16 protein-coding genes and 5 tRNA genes are annotated in these 16,771 nt (G+C 65.7%); all 21 read right to left on the bottom strand.

Features of this window, described 5'->3' with window-relative positions:
- Positions 1-54: 54 nt before the first annotated feature.
- Positions 55-1,560 (bottom strand): peptidoglycan DD-metalloendopeptidase family protein, encoded by a 1,506-nt coding sequence (locus CR105_RS05875; RefSeq protein WP_099787523.1) that lies wholly within the window; start codon positions 1,558-1,560, stop codon positions 55-57.
- Entirely contained in the window at positions 1,557-1,937 is a 381-nt protein-coding gene (locus tag CR105_RS05870) for a BlaI/MecI/CopY family transcriptional regulator (protein ID WP_099787522.1), read from the bottom strand. The genes CR105_RS05875 and CR105_RS05870 overlap by 4 nt, the downstream gene beginning before the upstream one ends.
- 75 nt (positions 1,938-2,012) lie before the next feature.
- Positions 2,013-3,614 (bottom strand): amidase, encoded by a 1,602-nt coding sequence (locus tag CR105_RS05865; protein ID WP_099787521.1) that lies wholly within the window; start codon positions 3,612-3,614, stop codon positions 2,013-2,015.
- 384 nt (positions 3,615-3,998) lie between these two features.
- Positions 3,999-4,574, bottom strand: a complete 576-nt coding sequence (locus CR105_RS05860) for an elongation factor P (protein ID WP_099787520.1) — start codon at positions 4,572-4,574, stop codon at positions 3,999-4,001.
- A gap of 122 nt (positions 4,575-4,696) precedes the next feature.
- Positions 4,697-5,869: an elongation factor P maturation arginine rhamnosyltransferase EarP gene (gene earP, locus CR105_RS05855; protein WP_099787519.1), complete on the bottom strand. Its 1,173-nt coding sequence runs from the start codon at positions 5,867-5,869 to the stop codon at positions 4,697-4,699.
- A 125-nt stretch (positions 5,870-5,994) separates the two neighbouring features.
- Positions 5,995-6,070: transfer RNA gene (locus CR105_RS05850), tRNA-Glu, on the bottom strand.
- Between the two features lie 61 nt (positions 6,071-6,131).
- A tRNA-Glu gene (locus CR105_RS05845) sits at positions 6,132-6,207 on the bottom strand.
- 24 nt (positions 6,208-6,231) lie between these two features.
- Positions 6,232-6,307: transfer RNA gene (locus tag CR105_RS05840), tRNA-Ala, on the bottom strand.
- 80 nt (positions 6,308-6,387) lie between these two features.
- Positions 6,388-6,463: transfer RNA gene (locus CR105_RS05835), tRNA-Glu, on the bottom strand.
- Between the two features lie 35 nt (positions 6,464-6,498).
- Positions 6,499-6,574, bottom strand: a tRNA-Ala gene (locus CR105_RS05830).
- 62 nt (positions 6,575-6,636) lie between these two features.
- Positions 6,637-8,034: a glutamate--tRNA ligase gene (gene gltX / locus CR105_RS05825; protein WP_099787518.1), complete on the bottom strand. Its 1,398-nt coding sequence runs from the start codon at positions 8,032-8,034 to the stop codon at positions 6,637-6,639.
- A gap of 109 nt (positions 8,035-8,143) precedes the next feature.
- Positions 8,144-9,796 (bottom strand): 4Fe-4S binding protein, encoded by a 1,653-nt coding sequence (locus tag CR105_RS05820; protein WP_099787517.1) that lies wholly within the window; start codon positions 9,794-9,796, stop codon positions 8,144-8,146.
- Positions 9,797-9,876: 80 nt separating this feature from the next.
- The gene (locus CR105_RS05815; RefSeq protein ID WP_180288103.1) at positions 9,877-10,398 is read right to left on the bottom strand and encodes a DUF3306 domain-containing protein; all 522 of its coding nucleotides are present in this window, start codon (positions 10,396-10,398) and stop codon (positions 9,877-9,879) included.
- Positions 10,398-10,859 (bottom strand): DUF3305 domain-containing protein, encoded by a 462-nt coding sequence (locus CR105_RS05810; protein WP_099787515.1) that lies wholly within the window; start codon positions 10,857-10,859, stop codon positions 10,398-10,400. The genes CR105_RS05815 and CR105_RS05810 overlap by 1 nt, the downstream gene beginning before the upstream one ends.
- Positions 10,859-11,281 (bottom strand): hypothetical protein, encoded by a 423-nt coding sequence (locus CR105_RS05805; protein WP_099787514.1) that lies wholly within the window; start codon positions 11,279-11,281, stop codon positions 10,859-10,861. The genes CR105_RS05810 and CR105_RS05805 overlap by 1 nt, the downstream gene beginning before the upstream one ends.
- Positions 11,282-11,289: 8 nt before the next feature.
- Positions 11,290-11,622, bottom strand: coding sequence for a hypothetical protein (locus CR105_RS05800; RefSeq protein ID WP_131021638.1), 333 nt, complete (start codon positions 11,620-11,622; stop codon positions 11,290-11,292).
- Positions 11,619-12,665, bottom strand: coding sequence for a formate dehydrogenase subunit gamma (locus CR105_RS05795; RefSeq protein WP_099787512.1), 1,047 nt, complete (start codon positions 12,663-12,665; stop codon positions 11,619-11,621). The genes CR105_RS05800 and CR105_RS05795 overlap by 4 nt, the downstream gene beginning before the upstream one ends.
- Before the next feature lie 12 nt (positions 12,666-12,677).
- Positions 12,678-12,896 (bottom strand): hypothetical protein, encoded by a 219-nt coding sequence (locus CR105_RS05790; RefSeq protein WP_099787511.1) that lies wholly within the window; start codon positions 12,894-12,896, stop codon positions 12,678-12,680.
- Positions 12,893-13,573, bottom strand: coding sequence for a formate dehydrogenase FDH3 subunit beta (gene fdh3B, locus CR105_RS05785; protein WP_099787510.1), 681 nt, complete (start codon positions 13,571-13,573; stop codon positions 12,893-12,895). Before fdh3B ends, CR105_RS05790 begins: the two co-directional genes overlap by 4 nt.
- Before the next feature lie 59 nt (positions 13,574-13,632).
- Positions 13,633-16,515 (bottom strand): molybdopterin-dependent oxidoreductase, encoded by a 2,883-nt coding sequence (locus CR105_RS05780; protein ID WP_099787509.1) that lies wholly within the window; start codon positions 16,513-16,515, stop codon positions 13,633-13,635.
- Between the two features lie 29 nt (positions 16,516-16,544).
- Positions 16,545-16,763, bottom strand: coding sequence for a twin-arginine translocation signal domain-containing protein (locus CR105_RS05775; RefSeq protein WP_099787508.1), 219 nt, complete (start codon positions 16,761-16,763; stop codon positions 16,545-16,547).
- Positions 16,764-16,771 lie beyond the last annotated feature (8 nt).

The following is a 16,771-nucleotide window of genomic DNA, read 5'->3' as shown; positions in this document are numbered from 1 at the left end:
AGGGGGCCCCGCACCGCGCGGCAGGCGCGCGGTGTCAGGGCAAACGAGGTGGAATCAGTTGGCGCTTGGCGAGGCGGCGCGGGCACGCAAGGCGCGTCGCGTGGCGTTCGCTTCGAGGCCGGCGAGCATGGCTTCGGGATTGACCGCGCGGCCGTCCTGCCGCACTTCGAAATGCAGGTGCGGGCCGGTGACCTTGCCGGTGGCGCCGGACATGCCGATAGTCTGGCCCGCCGTGACCGCATCGCCGGCTGCCACCAGACGGCGGTCGAGGTGCGCATAAAACGAACTGAGGCCGTTGGCATGGGTCACGAGGATGGTCTTGCCGTATTTTGCTCCGCCCGGATCGAGGTCGGTCGAGCTGGCGACTGTGCCGTCGGCGCTGGCCAGGACGGGGGTGCCGGACCTGGCGGCGAAGTCGATGCCGTCGTGTTCGCGCGAACGCAGCGGCGACACCTCGCCGTAAAAGCTCGACACCCGCGGCTGCTGGAGCGGCGCTTGCCATTTGATCGGCGCCGCTGGCACCGGCGTACGCACGGAGTCGATCCGCCAGGCGAACGCCGGCTGCAGAATCGCGCTCCCGATAAACGCGGCGGCGCATGCCGCCAGCACCGCGCAGCGTTCCACCGCACTTAGCGCCCGCGCACCGCCCTGCCGGATCAGCAGCATGCGGGCAGTGAGGGAAGTGGCGCTGATGCCGCCGAAGGCCAGCGCCGCGCCGAAGCCGGCGCGCTGAAGCTTGAGCTGGCCGACCAGCGCGGCGGCGTACGCCTGGCGCTGCGGCTGCGGGCGGCCGGCCAGCACCTGCTGGTCGCAGCCAAGTTCCTGCGCCCAGGTCAGGCGTTCGCCGAGTTTGCGCATCGCCGGATTAAACCACAGCAGCGTCTGGGCGGCGATGCTGGCGGCCATCAGCAAAGGATCGCCGCGGCGCAGATGGGTCAGTTCGTGCGCGATGACCATCTGCTGCTGCTGCACGTCGAAGTCGCGCAGGTGGCACGGCAGCAGCAGGACCGGGCGCCAGGCGCCGATCAGCATTGGCGATACCGCCAGCGTCGTTTCGAAAACCGCCAGGCCGGGCGGCACGTCGCCGAAGCCGGCGTGATCGTGCGGCGCATCCAGACGAGTGGCGCCGCGGACCAGGCGGCGCAACGCGCGCTGCGCCCGCGCCAGCCTGATGGCGGCAGCGAACATGCCGGCGATGTACAGCGCCAGCCATGCCTGCGCGGCGAACAGCAGCCATCGGCCTGCCGTGCCAGCCACCGCGTTCGGCGCCGCGTCGACCGCGGCCTCGAATACGCCGGCCTGCGCCACGGCAGCTTGAGGCCCGGCGGCCAATTCGATCGGCGGCATCACGCTCAATTGTGCGCGCTCGGGGACCAGAACGAACAAAAAGGCAGCCACGGTCAGCGCCTGCGCAAGCACCCACGCCCAGCGCGATACTGCCAGCGCCGGCCAGCGCCGACAGGCCAGCGTCAACAGTGCCCACGCGCTGCCACCGGCGGCGAGGCAGCCCACGCTGGCCTGCATGAACTGCAGCGCCATCATTTCGGCAGGCGCCATCATTTGCCTTCCTTCTCGCTCGGCCAGTCCTGCAGCAACTGCTCCAGCTGTTCGAGTTCCTGCTGGTTGACCAGTTGACTTCCGGTGAACATGTTGACCGGCAGCGGACCGTCCATCTCCATTACCCGCGTCCCGAAGTCGTGCGCGAACGCGGCCAGCGTGCCGACCTTCTCGAGCCGGGCTTCATAGACCTGCACGCCGTGGCGCGCGTGCTGGGCCACCATCGATTTTTCCAGCATGCGCTCGAGCGTTTTGCGGGTCGACGAAAACGACCAGTTCAGCTCGGGCGCAACCCGCTCGTGAATTTCACGCGCGCTGAGCGGATGCTCTTTCCAGAGAGCCTTCAGCAGGCTCAGTTCAGACATTGAAGGTACCGACATGATGCTACTCCGCGATGTGACAAACGAAGCAATTATGCGACATCTGTCACATCGACGTCAAGCCCCTCCCCAGAATCAGGCCGGCAGGTTGACCGACGCCAGGTAGCGCGGCGCGCGCCGGTGCAGCGTGGCCTGCTCGTAATCGTAGGCCATGCGAATCAGCGCCGCTTCGCTGAACGCTGCGCCGACAAACGAGATCCCGATCGGCAGGCCGTTGGTGTGCCCCGCCGGCACGGTGATGTGTGGATAGCCGGCCACCGCCGCCGGCGACGAGAAGCTGCCGCCGTAATGGTCGCCGTTGATGAAGTCCGTCAGCCACGCCGGCCCGCCGGTCGGCGCCACCAATGCGTCGAGCTTGTGCTCCTTCATGACCTGGTCGATGCCTTCGGCGCGCGAATAGCGGTGGTTGTTGGCCAGCGCCTCGGTGTACGCCTTCTCCTTCAGGCCTGCCTTGGCTTGCGACTTGACCAAGTGCTCCTGCGCGAAGAACGGCATTTCCTTCGTGTTGTGCTTGATGTTGTAGGCGACCAGGTCGGCCATGTTCTTGATCGGCGCGTGCGGCGCGTAGCCGGCCAGGTAGGCTTCCAGGCCGGGCTTGAATTCGTACAGCAGCACCTCGACTTCGGTCTCGCCGTACTTGTCGGTGTTGGGCACCTTGACGTCGACCAGGATCGCGCCGCGCGCCTTCAGCACCGCCAGTTCGCGCTCGATGATGGCGTCGACGGCGTCGCTGCTGCCGAAGAAATTGCGCGCCACGCCGAGCCGCATGCCTTTCAGGCCGCCCTTGATCAGCGCGGCGGCGTAGTCGGTCGGCTTGCCGGCGCTGTCCCTGGTGATCGGGTCGGTCGCATCGATGCCGGCCATCGCGGCGAGCATCAGGGCGGCATCGGCGACGGTGCGGGTCATCGGGCCGGCGGTGTCCTGCGAATGCGCGATCGGGACGATGCCGCTGCGGCTGAGCAGGCCCAGAGTCGGCTTGATGCCGACCAGGCCGCAGGTCGACGCCGGCGAGACGATCGAGCCGTCGGTCTCGGTGCCCACTGCCAGCGTAGCTAGACTGGCGGCAATCGCCGCGCCGGAGCCGGAGCTCGAGCCGCTGGTGTTGCGGTCGAGCGCATACGGATTGCGCGTCAGGCCGCCGCGGCCGCTCCAGCCGCTGGTCGAACGGGTCGAGCGCATGTTGGCCCATTCCGACAGGTTGGTCTTGCCGATGATGACGGCGCCGGCGGCGCGCAGCTGGGCGACGACGTGCGCATCGCGCGTGGCGCGCACGCCGGCCAGCGCCAGCGAGCCGGCGCTGGTGCTCATCTTGTCGGCGGTGGCGATGTTGTCCTTCAGTAGAACCGGAATGCCGTGCAGCGGGCCGCGCACCTTGTTGGCCGCGCGCTCGCGGTCCATGTCGGCGGCGATCTTGAGGGCGTCGGGATTGAGTTCGATGACCGAATTGAGGCGCGGGCCGCGCTTGTCGACGGCATTGATGCGGGCCAGGTACTGGGCGACCAGCGACTGCGAGCTGAGCTTACCGGACTGCATCAGCGCCTGCTGTTCGAGGACGCCGGCCTCGAGGATGCCGCCGGCCGCGCTGGCCGGGGCAGCCTTGCCCGCTGCGCTGGCGGTCGATGCGGTGGCGACGGCGGTAGCGGCCATGCCGAGTCGAACAAAATCCCTGCGATCCATGCAATCTCCAATGTGTGAAATGAGGTCTGAATAGCATACCAGCAACAAAAGCGGTCTGACCCGTTTTTTAGCCCAAAATCCGGGTCAGTCCCCTTTTGATCTTTCCCAGAAACTAGGGTCAGACTCCGTTTTGACTACGGGTCAATCCCGTTTCGGTCTTTCCCAGAAACCAGGGTCAGACCCCGTTTTGACTGTTTCCCGGAAACCAGGATCAGACCCCGTTTCGACTATTTCCCAGAAACCAGGGTCAGACCCCTTTGGCTACGTTTCGACTATTTCCCAGAAACCAGGGTCAGACCCCTTTGGCTACTCTGGCTAACCACGCCGGACGAAAAAAAACGCCGCCCGACTGCGGCAGCGTTTTTTGCGAGACAGCGTGGCGACTTAGTTGCGAACGACGCGCTTGTACTCGTTGGTGCGGGTGTCGATTTCGATGACGTCGTCGGTGCTGACGAACAGCGGAACCTGCACGCTGTGCTGGTGCGCTTCGATGGCGTTCTCGATCTTGGCTTCTTTCAGGACGTTGCCCGACGTGTTGCCCTTGACCGCCGGCTCCGAGTAGGCAACCTTGCGCGCGATGGTGGTCGGCAGTTCGACCGAGATCGCTTTTTCGTTGTAGAACACGGCTTCGCATTCCATGCCGTCTTTCAGGTAGTGCAGCGCTTCACCCAGGTTCTCTTCTTCGATTTCGTACTGGTTGTAGTCGGCGTCCATGAAGACGAACAATGGATCGGCAAAGTACGAATACGTTACCGGCTTCTTGTCGAGCACGACGACGTCGAACTTGTCGTCACCGCGGAAGACGTTTTCCATCGGGGTGTCGGTCAGAAGATTTTTCATCTTCCACTTGTAGGTGAAGCCCGTGCGGCTCGAACCGTTGACGTCGGAACGCAACACGATCATTGGCTTCGCGTCGACCATAATGATGTTGCCAACACGAATTTCTTTTGCAGGTTTCATAGAGAGTGTACGTAAAAGGTGGGTTGCATAAAAATCATCTGTCGCCTCTCGGCCAAGCGCCGCAAGCTCACGTTTGATCGAATAAAAATAGGGTCTGGATTAACCGGGCATTATACCCTAGTTTAGTCCGCCAGCTGCCTCATCGACCGGGCAAAGTCGAGCAGGTTGGCGGCCAGGTCGCCGTGGACCAGCATTTCGCCATGCCAGGCGTCGGTGCGGCGTGCAATCGCCGGCAAGTCGGCCTCAAAAGCATGCCACAGCGCCGGCCAGTCGGTGCCCGCGTCGACGCCGGCGCCGTTCCAGCGCAGCGAAAACGTGTCGAGGCTGTCGATGCCGCCGGAGTAGCGGCCGAGAAAGGCACGCAGCTTCTTGTGGTGCAGGTCTTCATCCTGCGGATAAATGTGCCAGACAAACGGCCGCCCCGCCCACTGGGCGCGCACGATGGAATCCTCGCCGCGCACGAAATTGAGGTCGCATGCCCACAGCAGCTTGTCGTAGTCGGGCTGCGCAACGAACGGCAACACGCGCACCGTCAGCGACCCGCGGGTGCGGGCGGCGCCGGCAGCGGCCGCGCCGCCGATGAAATCTTGCACCGCGTCGGCAGCGACGCCTTCCGGCACCAGGCAGGTGATGGCGCTGGCACCGCCCTGCCAGATGGCGAACATTTCTGCGACCGGCGCGTGCGGATAGCAAAACAGGGAGATGCGCATCGACGCCATCTCGGCGGCGGTGACGCCGAACGGCGCCAGGAACGCAGCCATCGCCGCCGGATCCTGCTGAAACTGCTGGCGTTGTTCGTCGAGCGCCGCTTCGCGCAGCAGCCCGCCGGTCTTGGCGGTAAAGCCAGGGAAGAAAAAGTGCTTCAGCAACGGCAGGCGCGGATGCGGCGACGGCAGCGTATGACAGCCTTCGACCCACTCCTCCGCGCTGAGCCCTTCCAGGTTGAGCCACACCGGGCGCGGCTCGCACTGCGCCATGGCGGCGATGTATCCGGGCGGGATGTCGCAGCCAAAGAATTCGATGACGATGTCGGCGATGTCGGCGGCCGCAAAAGCGCCGTCCTGGTCGCGCCAGTGCCGCACATCGACGCCGGCGACCCGCTGCGCGTCGGCATCGGGCTCGACCGCCGGGCAGATGCGCTGAAAGCTGTGCAGATTATCCACCCACATCGTCACGGCGACGCCATGCTCGTGCTGCAGCTGGCGCGCCAGGCGCCAGCAGATGCCGATATCGCCATAGTTATCGACGACCTTGCAGAAAATGGCGAGCGTTGTTGGGCTGGTTGCGATTGGCATGGGCGACCGTGAAGAGGAATCGGCGTTATTGTAGCGGAAGTTGCTTCAGCTTCCGCCGAACCGCGCGGACATAAAAAAGCCGAAGCACCTATACGCATGCGCGTTGGTCTGCTCCGGCTTTTAACTGGCGTCCCCAAGGGGATTCGAACCCCTGTACTCACCGTGAAAGGGTGATGTCCTAGGCCTCTAGACGATGGGGACAGAAATCTGTCCTGGGCGGTATTTTACCACCCTGACCTGTAAGTGCACGCTACTACAATCCTGGCGTCCCCAAGGGGATTCGAACCCCTGTACTCACCGTGAAAGGGTGATGTCCTAGGCCTCTAGACGATGGGGACTGCAAACTCTACTGCTATACAACTTGGTGGAGGTAAACGGGATCGAACCGATGACCTCTTGCATGCCATGCAAGCGCTCTCCCAGCTGAGCTATACCCCCCAATACTGGCAGTGCAAAAAAAACCCTGACTAGTCAGGGTTGTGTAGCTGTACAACTACATTTTCCGCACTATCGAATCCTGGCGTCCCCAAGGGGATTCGAACCCCTGTACTCACCGTGAAAGGGTGATGTCCTAGGCCTCTAGACGATGGGGACCTTGAACTAATTTTTACTGCAACTACTCTTCAACGTGGTGGAGGTAAGCGGGATCGAACCGCTGACCTCTTGCATGCCATGCAAGCGCTCTCCCAGCTGAGCTATACCCCCGTCCGGTGAAGAAGCAAAATTATAGACTACTCTCTTGCATTCCGCAAATGCCAGACGCGAGTTTAATGAAGATATTTGCGAACGCGCGCCAGGATGACGTCGCGGTCGAACAGTTCGAGCACCGCATCGATGGCCGGCGTCTGCAGCTGGCCGGTCAGAATCAGGCGCAACGGCATCGCCAGCTGCGGCATCTTGATGCCGTTTGCGGCCAGCACTTCCTTGACCATCGCCGCCAGCGCCGGCCGGTGCCACTCGACCGTCTCGCAGCGCTCGGCGAACTGCACCAGCGCCGGCTTGACGGCGTCGGTCAGGTGCTGCGCCAGCAAGGCCGGCTCCGGCGTGGGATCGCGGTAGAACAGCATCGCGGCATCGGCCAGTTCGTTGACGGTGTTGGCGCGCTCCTTCATCAGCGCCAGCACCGGCGCCAGCGCCGGGTTGCCGTTGAACTCGGCGCCGACGGCCAGCATGCGCGGGCGCGCCAGCGAGGCGAGCCGTTCGTTGTCGGCCTGCTTGATGTACTGGTTGTTGATCCAGTTCAGTTTTTCCGGGTTGAACTGCGCCGGCGAGCGGATCAGGTTGTTGAGGTCGAACCACGCGGTGAACTGCTGCATCGAGAACACTTCGTCATCGCCGTGGCTCCAGCCAAGGCGCGCCAGGTAGTTCAGCATCGCTTCCGGCAGATAGCCCTGGGCCGGGTAGTCCATCACGCTGACGGCGCCGTGGCGCTTCGACAGCTTCTCGCCATCGGCGCCGAGGATCATCGGCAAGTGGCCGTACAGCGGCAGCGGCGCGCCGATCGCGCGCAGGATATTGATCTGGCGCGGCGTGTTGTTGACGTGGTCGTCGCCACGCAGCACGTGGGTGATCTGCATGTCCCAGTCGTCGACGGCGACGCAGAAGTTGTATGTCGGCGTGCCGTCCGGGCGCGCGATGACCAGGTCGTCGAGCTCCTTGTTGCCGATCGTGATGGTGCCCTTGACGACATCGTCCCAGGTCACTTCGCCGTCCAGCGGATTTTTGAAGCGCACCACCGGCTTGCGCTCGGCCGGCACTGGCGGCAGCGTCTTGCCAGGTTCTGGGCGCCAGGTGCCGTCGTAGCGCGGCTTGTCGCCGGCCGCGCGCATGCGCTCGCGCATCGCCTCGACCTCTTCCGGCGACGAGTAGCACTGGTAGGCGGTGCCCGCTTCGAGCATCTGGCCGACCACTTCGCGGTAGCGGTCCATCCGCTGCATCTGGTAGAACGGGCCCTCGTCGTGGTCGAGGCCGAGCCACTGCATGCCGTCGATGATCGCCTGCACCGCTTCCGGCGTCGAGCGCTCGAGGTCGGTGTCTTCAATGCGCAAGATGAAGGTGCCGCCAAAGTGGCGGGCGAACGCCCACGAGTACAGCGCGGTGCGGGCGCCGCCGAGGTGGAGGTAGCCGGTAGGGCTGGGAGCGAAACGGGTGCGGACGACGGTCATGGCGATAAATGTGCGTAGGTAAAGAATCTATTTTACAGCGTTGCCGGGTCCCCGCCCTGCGCGCGAAGTCGGAACAGCAGGGCTCTGACCCCGCGGATTCCTGCTCGGTCTACAGGCCGTGGCCGCCGCTGATGCGGGCGCTGTCGCCACTTTTCATGATGTCGATCACGCGGCAGTCGCCGCACATCTTCAGCCGGTCGAGGCTGCCCGCGAACGCCGGGTGCGCGCCCAGCTTGCCAAGCATGTTCTCGACCATCTGCAGCGTGCCGAATGGCTTGGTGCAGCGGATGCAGCAGAACGGCGTCGATTCGTTCAGCACCACCGGCTTGTTCCAGGTGTCGGCGAACGACATGCGCGGGTCGAGCACGATCGCGTCCTCGGGACAGGTGGTCGCGCACAAGCCGCACTGGACGCAATTTTTTTCGACGAAGCGCAGCTCGGGCAAGGTCGGACTGTCCATCAGCGCCGACGCCGGGCAGGCGCCGACGCACGCCATGCACAGGCTGCATTTGGCCGTGTCGACCTTGATGGCGCCGAACGGCGCGCCGGCCGGCAGCGGCACCAGTGCGGGCTTGAGCGGCGCCACCCGCGCCAGGTGCGACAAGGCCAGGTCGAGCGTGTTGCGCTTGTCCATCATGACGTGGAAGCCGGCAGGCTCGGTCACGCCGGTCGTCCGGACCGGGCGCGCCAGCACCACGCCGAGCGGCTGCGCCTGGTTCGCTTGCAACAAGGTGCAGTGCGCTCCTTCGTAGCCAAGGCCGTTGAGAATGATGTTGGCGATGTCCATCTGCGCGGCCACGGCGGTGCGGTATTGCGGCGCTTCCTCGTCCGTCATCAACAGCATGACGGCGCCGGCGCCGTAGGCGATCGCCGCCAGCCAGACGTCGATGCCGACCGAGGCGGTGTGCTGCAATTCAACCGGGATGACGTTGGGCGGCACGCCCTGCCCGCTCGTTTCCAGTTCGCCGATCAGCGCCTTGCCGTGCTCGCCGCTGTGGAACAGCAGCACCGGCGCGCCGGCGCCCGCTTCGCGATAGGTGAACACCAGCGTGCGCAGCCGTTCGCCGGTGTAGGCCGGGCTCGGGTAGGCGTAGGTCAGCGCGCCGGTCGGGCACACCGTGGTGCAGGCGCCGCAGCCGGCGCACAGGTTTGGATTGACGCGGATGCGGTCGCCCGCGCCGGCGATGGCCTGGGCCGAACAGATCTCGATGCAGGCGTGGCAGCCGATCAGGCGGTTGCGGCTGTGGGCGCAGATGCGTTCCTTGTAGCTGAAGTATTTCGGCTTTTCGAATTCGCCGATCATGTCGGCCAGCTGCTCGACCGCCCGTGCCCGTTCGCCCAGATCGGCGCCGGGGGCGAAATAGCCGGCCGGCTTTTGGTGCCGGGCGAGCAGCGGCGCCGGCGACAGATCGAGCACCAGGTCGAAGCGGCCAGTGCGCGGCGCGGCGTCCTCTTGCCACGAGGCCTCGAAGGCGCCGAGCCAGCCGTCGAGGCCGATGGTGTGGGCGCGATGCGCCCGGTAAAGCCGCGCCGGCTCGGCGGTCCCGGCCGGCGGCGCGTCGGTCAGCAGCACGGTCAGTTCGAGCTGGGCGCACAGGCCTTCGGCCCACGGCGCGCAGTCGGCGGCGCTGCCGATAATCAAGGTCTTGCCCGCCGAATGGTAGGTGACGGTGGGAACGGGATCGGGGCCGGGCAGCGCGGCGGCCGCTTCCAGTGCCGTCATTTTCGGCCGTTCCCTGCTCAGTCGATCTGGTGAATTCATGCAGCTTCCTGGTCGGGTGAGAACATCGCTGATCTAAAACCGTCTTGCCGCCGGCGCGCGAACGACGTGGTGAGGGTGCCTCATAGGGATAATTTTTCAGCTTGATCGTCTGCTTGCAGCGCCGGCGATGCGGCCGACAGGTCATCGTCGGGTGGGGGAAGCGGCGGCATTTCGCCAGCGGCGGGTGGCCCGGCGAGTGGCGAAGCGGCGTCGGCGGCGTCAGGCGTCAGCGCGTCGTCGATGCGGGCGAAAATATTGCGCGCGTGCGACATTGACGCGAGCATCGCTTCACTGACCGGCGAGGCAATGTTGTAGTCGCCCATGTAGATGTCGAGCCCGTCCTTGACGTTGAAGTGGGGATCGGCAAACAGCTTTTTCATGGCCAGCCGGCGCACCGAAGCGTCGACGCCGCGGCCGACAAAGGCCGAGTAGTCGGAAGCGGCGTCGAGCGCGGCAGCATCGGCCAGGGTCGGCAGCGCCACGTCGGCTTGCGGCTCGGCAACCGGCGCAGCAGGCGGGGCCGGCACGACTTCAACCGGCGCCGGCGCGACCGGCTCGGCCTTGAGCCTGGACCAGCGCTGCAGGAATCCTTCGCTCGGCATCATCGCTCCTGGCGGCGCGCGCGCCTGCCGTGGCGTTCGCCAGGATCGCGTGGCTGGTAATGTTCGCGCAGATAGCCGGCCAGCCAGTTGTGGATGTCCGGCGGCATCGCCACGCCGTCGGCCGCTTCGCCGGAATCGAACATGCGGGTGCCCTCGGCGTAGCTGACCGAGGCCTTCAGCGGCATCGCGCGACCCTCCTGCATGCGCCACATGACGAACACTTTCGATTCCGGCGCAATCCAGTTCTCGAAGTAGCCGTCGTTCTCGTCGGGATACAGTTGCAGCTCGAGGCCGGATACCAGATAGGCCTCGCGCCCGCCGCCCGAGGGCAGCGGCTGCATTGGCGGCAGCCCGCCCGGGTCGGTCAGCACCGCGATCGCCGACCAGACCTCGTCGGCCCAGCGGTGTTGGACTACGCGGCGCTGCATGATGACGGCAATCGGCAGGCTGGCAAGTTGCATTACTTTGTCTTCACGGTGGAGGCTGGCGGTGACGGCGCCGTCTTGGTGTCGGCGCTCGGCGCGGCGGTGCCGGACTTTTCGCTGGTGATCGGCGCCTGTGCGCCGGTCACCGTCAGCTGGCCGCTCGGCTGCCCCGACGGCGCCGACTGCAGGGCCGGCGCGGTGACCGCCTGCACGGGCGCCTGCACCGGGGTCGGCGGATGCACCGTCCAGCCCTTGGCGCCGGCCTTGCCGCGCCAGCCGGCGCTCAGTTCGTCCATTTTCGCCAGCAGCACCTGCTTGTCCTTTTCGGCCCGGGCGTCGGCGATGGCCTTCTTGGCCTTTTGCTGCTCTACCTGGGCCGGGGTCGGCGGCGGCAGTGCGGCCAGCGCCGCGCAGCTCGCGGCCGCCAGCGCCAGTGCGATCAACAGTTTGGTGTGCATGCCCTCTCCTATTGCCCGCTCGGGGTCTGCTTGGCAGCCGGCGGCGCCGTGGTGCCGGACGGCCCGTGGCCGGATTCCCGTACCGCGCCGGCGGTGGCGGTGCCGCCCGTCGTGCCGCCGGCGCCGCCGGCAATGCCCGGCGTGCCGCCCGCATAGCTGCCGTCGGTCACCGGCTTTTGCGAGCGCGCGATCACTTCGCCGCTGGTGCCGCCGCCGGCGGTGACGCCGCCGGGGAAGTTGGTCTTGCGGATGCCGTCATCGGGCGCCTTCTCGCCGCGGGTGCAGCCGCCGGCCAGCAGCGCGGCGGCGGCGGCCATCAATAACCATGTGTGCCTGATCATTCGTGCCTCCTGCGTTGCGGAACCGGCGAGGTCGGCGGGGTCGTGTGGGTGATCTCGTCGTACCACAACTCGTGATGGGCCTTGGCCCAGTTGGCGTCGACCGTGCCGTCCTTCATCGCCTGGTAGGCACCGGGCGTGCCGACCGTGCCGATATAGATATGACCCATCGCCGCCACCATGTACAGCGTGGCGCCAATCAGGTGCAGGTAGTTGGCGATCTGCTGCACGTAGCGGGTCTGGCCGAAATTGACGAAGTCGAGCACCAGGCCGGTGACCGACATGATCAGGCCGAGCAAGACCACGCCGCCCCAGAACCACAGCTTTTCGCCAGCGTTGAAATAGCCGGCCGGAATGTGCTTGTGCGACACCAGCCCGCCGCCCTGCTTGATCCATTGCCAGTCCCAGCGGCGGAAAATGTTATTGCGCACGAAGGTGACGAACATGATGATCGAGCACAGGATGAACAGCGGCCCGACGAAGTTGTGGATCACCTTCGAGATCATCGCCACCCAGTAGAAGATGCCGTGGCCCATCCAGGGCAGCAGGACGTTCTTGCCGAACAGGATGATCAGGCCGGTCAACGCCAGCGCCAGGAAACTGTAGGCGGTGGCCCAGTGCACCCAGCGTTGCCAGCGATTGAAGCGTTCGAGGCGGCGCCCGGCAGGCTGCTCGGTCGTGCGCACCGGGCCGACGCCGAGGTAGAAGCCGAGCAGCAGCAATGGCGTGACCAGCAGCAGGAAGCCGGCGGCCATGGCGATCGGACCGTTGCGCAGCAGGCGCCAGGTGTTGCCGCCGCGCTGCAAGATGACGGTGCCCTCGGTGCTGCCGTACTGGCCGAGGTAATGGCGGTCGACGTGGACCTTGCCGGACGCGGTCGACAAAAAGCCCGATTCGGGAGTGTCCTTTTCGGTCTGCAAGATGGTCTGTTCTTCGGCGTAGGCCGGCTTGGCGGAACGGTGCGGCACCTCGGCCAGTGCGTGGCCGGCGAGCATCAGCGCCAGCAACAGCGTCAGGCTACGCCACAGGGATGTCAATGAGCGCATCACACAGTCCTTTCAGGGATTGGCCCGGTTGTACTCGTTCTGCCGCAGCGTGCGGTTGCTGACCGCCGCGGTCCAGGCCATTTTGTCGCCGTGAAACCTTACCTGCTCCGAGCGATTGTCGACCTTGCCGGCGTACTCGCCGTCTATATAGGCGGGATGCTGCTTCACTTCCAGGCAGCCCGACAGCAGCACCGCCATGGCGGCGCCGGCGACGCCATGCCGCGCGCTCATATCGATTGCCTCTTCGGCTTGTTCTGGGCGTCGTCGAGCTGGTTCTCGCGCGGGCCGCTGCCCTTGGCCTGAATCTCGCCGCCGCCCTTGGGCCGGTTGTAGGCAATGTTCCAGCCCCACAGCTCGGGACCATAGCCGCGCGTTTCGACGCGCTGCTTGTAGATGTCGGCGATGATGTCGGCGTCGCCGCCGAGCAGCGCCTTGGTGCCGCACTGTTCGGCGCAGGCCGGCAGCTTGCCCTCGGCGATGCGGTTGCGGCCGTATTTCTTGAACTCGGCCTCGGACAGATCAGGCTCGGGGCCGCCGGCGCAGAAGGTGCACTTGTCCATCTTGCCGCGGTGGTTGAACATGCCTGTGGCGGGGAACTGCGGCGCACCGAACGGACAGGCCAGAGCGCAGTAGCCGCAGCCGATGCACTGGTCCTTGTTGTGCAACACGATGCCGTCGTCGGTATGGTAGATGCAGTTGGTCGGGCACACCGCCAGGCACGGCGCGTCGGTGCAGTGCATGCAGGCGACCGAGATGGAATGTTCGCCCGGCACGCCGTCGTCGATGGTGACGACGCGGCGACGGTTGACGCCCCACGGCGTCTCGTTCTCGCTCTTGCACGCCGTCACGCAGCCGTTGCAGTCGATGCAGCGTTCGGTGTCGCAAATGAATTTCATCCGGGCTGGCATGGCACTCGTCTCCTTGCTGATAATTGTTGTGTCCGCTTTGTTCCACTCGCCTCAGGCCGTCAGGCGCGCGCCAGGCGGCACAGCGACACCTTGGTTTCCTGCATCATCGTCACCGCATCGTAGCCGTAGGTCCAGCCGCTGTTGACGGCCTCACCGCGCACCAGCGGCGCGGCGCCTTCCGGATACTTGTCGACCATGTCTTCGCCGTTCCACCAGCCGCCGAAGTGGAACGGCATCCACACCAGCCCGGGCGGCACGCGCGGCGTCACCATGGCCATCATCTTCATGCGCGCACCGGTCGGCGTTTCGACGTTGATGTAACGGCCCGTCACAGCCCCCACCTGCGCCGCGTCGGCCGGATTGATTTCGCAGAACATGTTCTGCTGCAGCTCGGCCAGCCACGGGTTGGAACGCGTTTCGTCGCCGCCACCCTCGTACTCGACCAGCCGGCCGGACGTCATGATCAGCGGATACTCCTTCGAGAAATCGACTTGCTGCACTGACTTGTACAAGGTCGGCACGCGCCAGAAGCTGGCCTTGTCCTCGTAGGTCGGGTAACGCGCCACCAGGTCGCGCCGCGGCGACAGCAGCGGCTCGCGGTGGACCGGCACCGGGTCGGGGAAGTTCCAGACGTTGCAGCGCGCGCGCGCATTGCCAAACGGCGCGCAGCCGTGCTGGATGGCGACGCGGATGATGCCGCCGGACAGGTCGGTCTTCCAGTTCTTGCCCTCGGCCTGGGCCACTTCGGCCGGCGTCAGCTCGGACCACCAGCCGAGCTTTTTGAGGAAGACGTGGTCGAACTCCGGGTAGCCGGTATCGAGCTCGCTCGCATTGGTGGTCGAGCCGTCGGCCGCCAGCAAGGTAACACCGTTGTGCTCGACGCCCCAGTTGGCGCGGAACGGCAGGCCGCCCTCTGCGACGGGCTTGGACAGGTCGTACAGGATCGGCGTGCCCGGGTGCTTCATTTCCGGCGTGCCCCAGCACGGCCACGGCAAGCCGTAGTAGTCGCCCTTGCACGGGCCCGAATCCGCTTTAAGCGTGGTCGGATTGAAGGTGTGCTTGTTCTGCATGTGCAGCTTGAGCCGCTCGGGCGAGCAGCCGGTGTAGCCGATGGTCCAGCAGGTGCGGTTAATCTCGCGCAGGATGTCCTCGATCACCGGCTCGTTGTTGACCACCTTGATGTTCTTGAACAGCTGCTCGGCAAAGCCGAACTTGCGGGCGAACAGGTACATGATTTCCTGGTCGGTCTTGCATTCGAACAGCGGCTGAATGACTTTTTCGCGCCACTGAATGCTGCGGTTCGACGCCGTCACCGAACCGGACGTTTCGAACTGGGTGGTCGCCGGCAGCAGGTAGACGCCGTCGGTGCGGCCGTGCATGGCCGCCGTCATGGTCGGGTACGGGTCGATCACGACCAGCATGTCGAGCTTTTGCATGGCCGCCTTCATGTCCGGCAAGCGGGTCTGGCTGTTTGGCGCGTGGCCCCAGAACAGCACCGCGCGCAGGTTGGCCGGCTGGTCGACGAACTGGTTCTTTTCGAGCACGCCGTCGAACCAGCGCGACACCGCCATGCCGGGCTTTTCCATCAGCTCCTTGGACGCGAAGCGGCTCCTGAGCCAGTCGTAGTCGACGCCCCAGGCGGTGGCGAAATACTTCCAGGCGCCTTCGGCCACGCCGTAGTAGCCGGGCAAGGAATCGGGGTTCGGGCCGACATCGGTGGCGCCTTGCACGTTGTCGTGGCCGCGGTAGATGTTGGCGCCGCCGCCGGCCACGCCGATGTTGCCGAGCGCGAGCTGCAGGATCGACAAGGCGCGCACGTTGGCGGTGCCGACGTGGTGCTGGGTGATGCCCATGCACCACACCACCGACGATGGCTTGTTCTTGGCCAGCATTTCGGCCGCCAGCCGCACGCTCGCTTCCGGCACGCCGGTGACGTCGGAGACCTTGTCGGGGGTCCACTTCGCCACCTCCTTGCGCACATCGTCCATGCCGTAGGTGCGCTGCTCGATGAAGGCCTTGTCTTCCCAGCCGTTGCCGAAGACGTGCCACAAGATGCCCCACACCAGGGCGATGTCGGTGCCCGGGCGGATGCGCACGTAATGGTGGGCGAAGCGCGCGGTACGGGTAAAGCGCGGGTCGATGACGATCATCTTCGCGCCAAGTTCCTTGGCGTGCAGGAAGTGCAGCATCGAAATCGGGTGCGCCTCGGCCGGGTTGGAGCCGATGAACATGACGGCCTTGCTGAAGTGCAGGTCGTTGAACGAGTTCGTCATCGCGCCATAGCCGAAGGTCTGGGCCACGCCGGCCACCGTGGTGGAGTGGCAGATGCGGGCCTGGTGGTCGCAGTTGTTGGTGCCCCACATCGATACGAACTTGCGCATCAGGTAGGCCTGTTCGTTGCTGTGCTTGCTGCCGCCGATGGTCATGATCGCATCGGGACCGGCCTCCTTGCGCAGCGCCAGCATGCGGTCGCCAATCTCGGTGATGGCCTGGTCCCACGAGATGCGCTGGTATTTGCCGGCGACGAGTTTCATCGGATAGCGCAGGCGGTGTTCGCCGTGGCCGTGTTCGCGCACCGACGCGCCCTTGGCGCAGTGGGCGCCCATGTTCAAGGGCGAATCGAAGGCCGGTTCCTGGCGGATCCAGACGCCGTTGCTGACGACCGCCTCGACCGAGCAGCCAACCGAACAATGGGTGCAGACGGTGTGCTTGATTTCGGCGGTGCCCGCCGGCGCCGCCTTCGGGTCGGCCGCGTGGGCCGGTTCGATGACGTTGAACGGCAGCGAGCGCGCCAGGCCGGCGGCGCCGGCGGTGAGCCCCGCGCGCACCAGGAAGGTACGGCGCTTGACGGTGGCCGCCGCCGCGCGCGCCAGGCCCTGCTGCAAGGCGGAGGTGGCGCCCGCCACCGCGGCGCCATCGGCTGATTTTTTAACGACGGGCATGCGATTTGCTCCTGTTCGTGGGCCTGGCCTTACCAGTATCTTGCGGTCCGATAGTATTGACGGATGTGCTCAGTTTCGTGGTAGCCCGACGGTTTGGCCGGCGCGGCGGCCACCGGCGCCACCACATCCGGCGCCGCGCCGGTTTCGGCCGCTACCGCGGCGAGCGCCCCGAGCGCGCCGGCGCCGCCGGCCGCGCGCAGGAAGCTGCGCCGGGTGGGATTGATCGCCTTGATTTTTTCCTTGTCCATGAACACGC

This window comes from Massilia eurypsychrophila (assembly GCF_002760655.1).
Lineage (GTDB): Bacteria > Pseudomonadota > Gammaproteobacteria > Burkholderiales > Burkholderiaceae_D > JAFCUW01.
The sequence above is the reverse complement of the archived record's forward strand: the minus strand, read 5'-3'. Positions and strand labels throughout refer to the sequence as shown.

Coding starts and splice junctions, on each gene's coding strand:
- CR105_RS05875 (WP_099787523.1), bottom strand. CDS start 1,560: ATGATGGCGCCTGCCGAAATGATGGCGCTGCAGTTCATGCAGGCCAGC.
- CR105_RS05870 (WP_099787522.1), bottom strand. CDS start 1,937: ATGTCGGTACCTTCAATGTCTGAACTGAGCCTGCTGAAGGCTCTCTGG.
- CR105_RS05865 (WP_099787521.1), bottom strand. CDS start 3,614: ATGGATCGCAGGGATTTTGTTCGACTCGGCATGGCCGCTACCGCCGTC.
- CR105_RS05860 (WP_099787520.1), bottom strand. CDS start 4,574: ATGAAACCTGCAAAAGAAATTCGTGTTGGCAACATCATTATGGTCGAC.
- earP (WP_099787519.1), bottom strand. CDS start 5,869: ATGCCAATCGCAACCAGCCCAACAACGCTCGCCATTTTCTGCAAGGTC.
- gltX (WP_099787518.1), bottom strand. CDS start 8,034: ATGACCGTCGTCCGCACCCGTTTCGCTCCCAGCCCTACCGGCTACCTC.
- CR105_RS05820 (WP_099787517.1), bottom strand. CDS start 9,796: ATGAATTCACCAGATCGACTGAGCAGGGAACGGCCGAAAATGACGGCA.
- CR105_RS05815 (WP_180288103.1), bottom strand. CDS start 10,398: ATGCCGAGCGAAGGATTCCTGCAGCGCTGGTCCAGGCTCAAGGCCGAG.
- CR105_RS05810 (WP_099787515.1), bottom strand. CDS start 10,859: ATGCAACTTGCCAGCCTGCCGATTGCCGTCATCATGCAGCGCCGCGTA.
- CR105_RS05805 (WP_099787514.1), bottom strand. CDS start 11,281: ATGCACACCAAACTGTTGATCGCACTGGCGCTGGCGGCCGCGAGCTGC.
- CR105_RS05800 (WP_131021638.1), bottom strand. CDS start 11,622: ATGATCAGGCACACATGGTTATTGATGGCCGCCGCCGCCGCGCTGCTG.
- CR105_RS05795 (WP_099787512.1), bottom strand. CDS start 12,665: ATGCGCTCATTGACATCCCTGTGGCGTAGCCTGACGCTGTTGCTGGCG.
- CR105_RS05790 (WP_099787511.1), bottom strand. CDS start 12,896: ATGAGCGCGCGGCATGGCGTCGCCGGCGCCGCCATGGCGGTGCTGCTG.
- fdh3B (WP_099787510.1), bottom strand. CDS start 13,573: ATGCCAGCCCGGATGAAATTCATTTGCGACACCGAACGCTGCATCGAC.
- CR105_RS05780 (WP_099787509.1), bottom strand. CDS start 16,515: ATGCCCGTCGTTAAAAAATCAGCCGATGGCGCCGCGGTGGCGGGCGCC.
- CR105_RS05775 (WP_099787508.1), bottom strand. CDS start 16,763: ATGGACAAGGAAAAAATCAAGGCGATCAATCCCACCCGGCGCAGCTTC.